A 5557-nucleotide genomic window follows, 5' to 3' on the forward strand; every position below is an offset into this window, starting at 1 on the left:
CTCGACAGCCGCTTCGTGCTGACGGTCAACGAGCAGGGGGAGACGAGCTACACCCCGGTAACCGTCGGTGAGCGTTTCGGTACCTTCCGTGTGGTTGAGCAGGGCATTGCCGAAGGCGATGTACTGGTGGCGAACGGGACGGCCAAGGTAGGTCCGGGCATGACCATCGCTCCGGTCATGCTGTCAGAGGCACCGTCCGACGTGGCCTTCACGCTTGAAGAACACGCACCAGAAGTCCAGCAGACCGCTGTCGTAAAGTTCTGAGGCCTGAGTGATGAAATTTCCCCATTTTTTTATAGACCGGCCAATATTCGCCTCCATGCTGTCTCTGATCATTCTGATCGGGGGTGGCATCTCTCTGTTCCAGTTGCCGATCAGTGAGTATCCGGAAGTGGTCCCGCCCACAGTGGTGGTCACGGCCAACTACCCGGGCGCAAACCCAAAGGTGATTGCAGAAACGGTCGCGTCGCCGATTGAGGATGAGATCAACGGCGTGGAAAACATGCTGTATATGTCGTCCCAGGCAACGGCCGATGGCCGCATGACCCTCACAGTAACGTTTGCGCTGGGTACTGATCTCGATAAAGCCCAGGTTCAGGTCCAGAACCGGGTTGATATTGCGCTGCCGCGTTTGCCGGAAGAGGTGCAGCGCCTGGGAGTGGTGACTGAGAAATCATCCCCTAACCTGAGCATGGTTGTTCACGTTCATTCTTCGGATGAGAGCCGGGACATTACCTATCTGGCCAACTACGCCGAGCTGAATCTGAAAGATGAACTCTCCCGCCTTGGCGGCGTTGGTGACGTTCAGTTGTTCGGTGGCGGTGAATTTGCGGTTCGTCTCTGGCTGCAGCCGGATGAATTGGACGCCCGGAATCTCAACGCCTCGGATGTGGTGAACGCCGTGCGTGCCCAGAATCGTCAGATTGCGGCCGGTACCCTTGGCGCACAGCCGGCACCGAACGACAACCAGTTCCAGTTGATGCTGAACGTCCGCGGGCGCCTGACCTCCTTGGATGAGTTTCGGGACATTGTTTTGAAAATTGGTGATAACGGGGCCATCACGCGGCTCTCTGACGTTGCGAGAGTCGAGCTTGGCCAGAACACTTACGCCCTTGAAGCGGGTCTCGATGGAAAGCCGGCGGTTGCCATGCCGATTTTCCAGCGCCCTGGGGCTAACGCTATCCAGCTTTCTGACGATGTTCGTTCAACCATGGCGCGGTTGTCCCAGGATTTCCCGCAGGGCGTCGAGTATGAAATTGCCTACGACCCCACCGTGTTTGTTCGCGGTTCCATCGACGCGGTTATCACCACCTTGCTGGAGGCGATTTTACTGGTTGTGCTGGTGGTGGTGCTGTTCCTGCAAACTTGGAGGGCGTCCATTATTCCGCTCGTTGCGGTGCCTGTATCACTGGTGGGCACCTTCGCCGTGATGCAGTGGTTGGGTGTTTCCATCAACACGCTGTCGCTGTTCGGAATGGTGCTAGCGATCGGTATCGTGGTTGATGATGCCATCGTGGTGGTCGAAAACGTGGAGCGGAACATTCATCGGGGGCTATCGCCTCGTGAAGCCACCAAAGTGGCCATGAACGAAGTAACCGGCCCGATCATTGCCATTGCACTGGTGTTGTGTGCGGTCTTCATTCCGACGGCCTTCATTTCTGGTCTTTCCGGTCAGTTTTACAAGCAGTTCGCATTGACCATCACGATTTCAACCGTGATCTCCGCCTTGAACTCGCTGACCCTGTCGCCGGCGCTGTCCGCGTTGCTTCTCAAGGGCCACGACGAGAAGCCCGACCGGCTTTCCCGCGGCCTGGAAAAGGTGTTTGGTCGCTTTGTGTTCCAGCCGTTCAACCGGTTCTTTGACCGCACAGGTAATGCCTATGAAGTCCTGGTCAAGAAGCTGATCCGCTACAGCGCCATCGTTGGCGTGGTGTATGTCGGATTGACCGTTTTCGCCGGAGGCCTGTTCAACGCGGTACCGGGTGGTTTCATTCCGCAGCAGGACAAACAATACCTGGTCGCAGTTGCCCAGCTGCCGGATGCGGCGAGCCTTGACCGGACCGTGGACGTGGTCAACGAAATGCAGCAGATCGCGCTGGAGACCGAGGGCGTGGCAAACACCATTGCGTTCCCGGGCCTGTCCGTGAACGGCTTCACCAACAGTCCGAACAGCGGCATCGTGTTCCTGCCGCTGACCGATTTCACCGAGCGCACGTCCCCGGAACTCAGTGCGGGTGCGATTGCAGGCAAGTTAAACGGCGCCTTTTCAAGCATCGACGAAGGGTTTGTGGCGGTGTTCCCACCACCACCGATCCTGGGCCTGGGCACCACGGGCGGGTTCAAGCTGCAGATCGAAGATCGAAGCAGCAAAGGGTTTGAAGCCTTGTTCGATACCCTGCAAACCACCATCAACGAAGCTCGCAAGCATCCGGCATTGACGGGTCTTTACTCCAGCTTCCGGGTTCAGGTACCCCAGTTTGACCTGGATATAGATCGGGAGCGAGCAATGCTGCTTGGCATTCCGCTGGAGTCCGTGTTCGACACACTGCAGGTGTATCTGGGGTCGGTGTACGTCAATGACGTGAACATGTTCGGCAGCACCTATCAGGTGATTGCCCAGGCCGAGTCCGACAAGCGCCTTGATCCGGAGCACATTCTGAATCTGAAGGTTCGCAACCAGCAGGGCCAGATGATCCCGCTGTCCGCGGTGATGAGTGTCGAATCGACCATCGGCCCGGATCGTGTGATGCGGTACAACGGCTATCCAACGGCCGAGCTCAACGGGTCTCCGGCCCCGGGCTTCAGTTCGGACCAGGCTCAGGCTGCTATCGAAGAGGTTCTAGCACAGACTCTGCCCGAGGGCATGGCGTTTGAGTGGACCGAGGTGACTTATCAGCAAAAACTCGCCGGCAACACCATGGTCTATGTGTTCCCACTGGTTATCTTGCTGGTATTCATCGTGCTGGCCGCTCAGTACGAGAGTCTGCGACTGCCGTTTGCAATTATTCTGATTGTGCCGATGACCTTGCTGTCGGCTCTGGCCGGGGTATGGGTGACCGATGGTGATAACAACATGTTCACCCAGATTGGTCTGATTGTTCTGGTGGCATTGGCGAGTAAAAACGCCATCCTGATGGTGGAGTTCGCCCGTGACCTCAATCTCCAGGGACACAGTCATTATCAGGCCATTGTCGAGGCCTGCCGTTTGCGTTTACGGCCGATCCTGATGACCTCGATTGCCTTCACTGCAGGTGTGGTACCGCTGGTGCTTGCGACCGGAGCGGGTGCGGAGATGCGTCACGCCATGGGGATAGCGGTGTTCTCGGGAATGATTGGTGTCACCGTGTTCGGCTTGCTGTTCACCCCGGTGTTTTACGCGGTGATTCAGCGTGCCAAGGCCGATACCAGGACGCCCGCCAACACCAAGGAAATACCTGAACAGATCACGGAGAATGACCATGCATAAACGGGCGGTTAGTGTCTTGCTGGGGTCTGCGCTGCTGGTTGGCTGCGCTGCAACCCCGGATTATGAGCCCCAACAGGAGGCGAACGAACGTTACCTCGACAGCCTCAGTTTCGGTGTTCAGAGCACAGACGCCACCACAGCGGAGTGGTGGAAGAGCTACGAGGATGACCAACTCAATCAACTGGTCGAGGTTGCGAAGGCCGCTAACCTCGATCTGTTGGCAACCCGGCAACGGGTCCGTCAGGCGCTTGCGGACCTGGGTGCGGACGAGAAACGGTTGCTCCCTCAGGGCGGAGTAACCGGCGAATACGAGGCGATCGATCGAAACAGTGTTCAGGAATCCTCTGCCGTCGGTTTGGCGGGCACCTGGGAAGTGGACTTGTTTGGCCGGCTGAGAGCGCTGATCGATGCCGGTGAAGCCAATCTTGAGGTTGCTCTGAACAACCAACGAGCGGTGTTGAAAGAAGTCACCGTTGGCGTTGTCCGAGCCTATCTGGAGTGGGAAGCCGCTCGCCAGCGGGTCCAGTTGATCAAGGCGGACATCCGGGCATTGGAAGACACTCGGGAAGTCATGGCCCTGCGCGTGGAGGAAGGCATTTCGCCGAATCTTGATCTCGCCCGCGCAGACACGCTGCTGGAACAGCAGCGTGCCAAGCTTCCTGACGCGCGAGCCCAGCTCTATCGGGCCAAAGCGGTGCTGTCCGTGCTCGTCAATGAAGATTCCGAATCGCTGGTCCTGAAGCCTGCCTCAGGTGCACTGGCCGCCTCCTTTGGCGTGCCGGCGGCCGGGCGGGCGAACGAAGCCATGCAGTTGCGTGCGGATATCGGCGGTGCGCTCGCAGCACTGGCCCGGGATGTGGCGGTTGGCAACGCCCTTCGGGCAGAACTCTATCCCCAGTTTTCGGTCGAGGGATTTCTGGGCTTGACCAACGTGGCGGAAGTGTCCGATGGCTTTGAGGGTACCGGCAGCATCGCTCCTCGCATCTCCTGGTCTCTGTTGAGTTATCCGGTGATACTGCAACGGGTCGAAAGCCAGAATGCAGTCTCGGAAGAAAGTTACATCCGTTATCGCCAAACCATCATTGATGCGGTCGCCAGTGCTCGGGTTGCGATCTTTGCTTACGGGCGGGCCTTGGAGGCTGATCAGGCAACGGGCAGGGCGTTTGAGGCAGCCAACGAATCGTTCACCATCGCCAGAACTATGCATCGTGAGGGTGCCATCGGCTATCTGGATTTACTGGACGCCAACCGAACCTTCATTTCCGCTCAGCAGGACCGGCTTTCCGCCAGATTGTCCTATGCGGCGGCCCAGCTTGGGGTGATTGAGGAATTCAGTGGGGTTTGGTCGTCGGAGGCGCACCGGCGAATGCTGAAGGCAACGGGTGGCGAGTCTTGAGGAAGAGGGTATGGTTTAGCTGAAAAAGGGGAAGTTCCGGGCTTTAGCGGCAAGAAAGGAAATGGCGCTTTCAAAGGTCATGTTTTCTCCGCAACGAAAAAGGGGGCTAAAAGCCCCCTTTCTATACTATGCTCCGACTCAATACTATGCTTCGGCTATTTCTTCGAGGTAAGGGTAGTCAATATACCCCTCCGCTCCCTGGGTGTAAAAAGTCGAGGGATCTGCTTCATTAAGCTCGGCCCCAAGCTTCAGGCGCTCCGGAAGGTCCGGGTTGGCAATGAAGGGCACACCAAAGGCGACAGCGTCGGCCAATCCGGATTCGATGGCCTGTTCTGCTTCTTCACCGGTGTAGCTCATGTTGAGGATCAACTTGCCCTTGAAGCGCTCGCGGACCGGGGTAATCACGTCTGCTTGCTGCTCCCCAAAAAAGTCGCTGCGCATTAAATGAACAAAGGCCAGGCCGTAGTCGTTCAGACGCTTGGCGAGCCAGGTGACCAGGCCGACCGGATCACTGTCCTTCATGCTCTGGAAACTGTTGAGCGGGCTCAGTCGAACACCGACGTTCTCGGAACCGAACACTCCGGATACGGCTTCAATCACCTCCAGCAGCAGTCGGGCGCGATTTTCGATCGGGCCACCGTAAGGGCCTTCTCGATGGTTGGAACCATCACGGAGGAACTGGTCCAGCAGGTAGC

General features: G+C 57.7%; 4 protein-coding genes. 3 read left to right on the top strand and 1 reads right to left on the bottom strand.

Annotated features, from left to right (window positions below; genetic code table 11):
* The 3 genes from B2W52_RS02120 to B2W52_RS02130 all read left to right on the top strand — a co-directional run.
* Window positions 1-264: permuted SH3 domain-containing protein (locus B2W52_RS02120; RefSeq protein WP_414673465.1), on the top strand; the 264-nt coding region annotated here is incomplete at its 5' end.
* Between the two features lie 10 nt (window positions 265-274).
* Complete coding sequence (locus tag B2W52_RS02125) at window positions 275-3466, top strand: efflux RND transporter permease subunit (RefSeq protein WP_008172276.1); 3192 nt, start codon at window positions 275-277, stop codon at window positions 3464-3466.
* A complete protein-coding gene (locus B2W52_RS02130) occupies window positions 3459-4862 on the top strand; it encodes a TolC family protein (protein WP_008172277.1) in 1404 nt (467 codons plus the stop codon). The genes B2W52_RS02125 and B2W52_RS02130 overlap by 8 nt, the downstream gene beginning before the upstream one ends.
* Before the next feature lie 144 nt (window positions 4863-5006).
* Here B2W52_RS02130 and B2W52_RS02135 read toward each other — a convergent pair.
* Window positions 5007-5557 (bottom strand): oxidoreductase (locus B2W52_RS02135; protein WP_476738509.1); only part of this gene is annotated, 551 nt, incomplete at its 5' end.

The sequence above is a fragment of the Marinobacter sp. UBA2498 genome, from assembly GCF_002341575.1.
GTDB classification, from domain to species: Bacteria; Pseudomonadota; Gammaproteobacteria; order Pseudomonadales; family Oleiphilaceae; genus Marinobacter; species Marinobacter manganoxydans.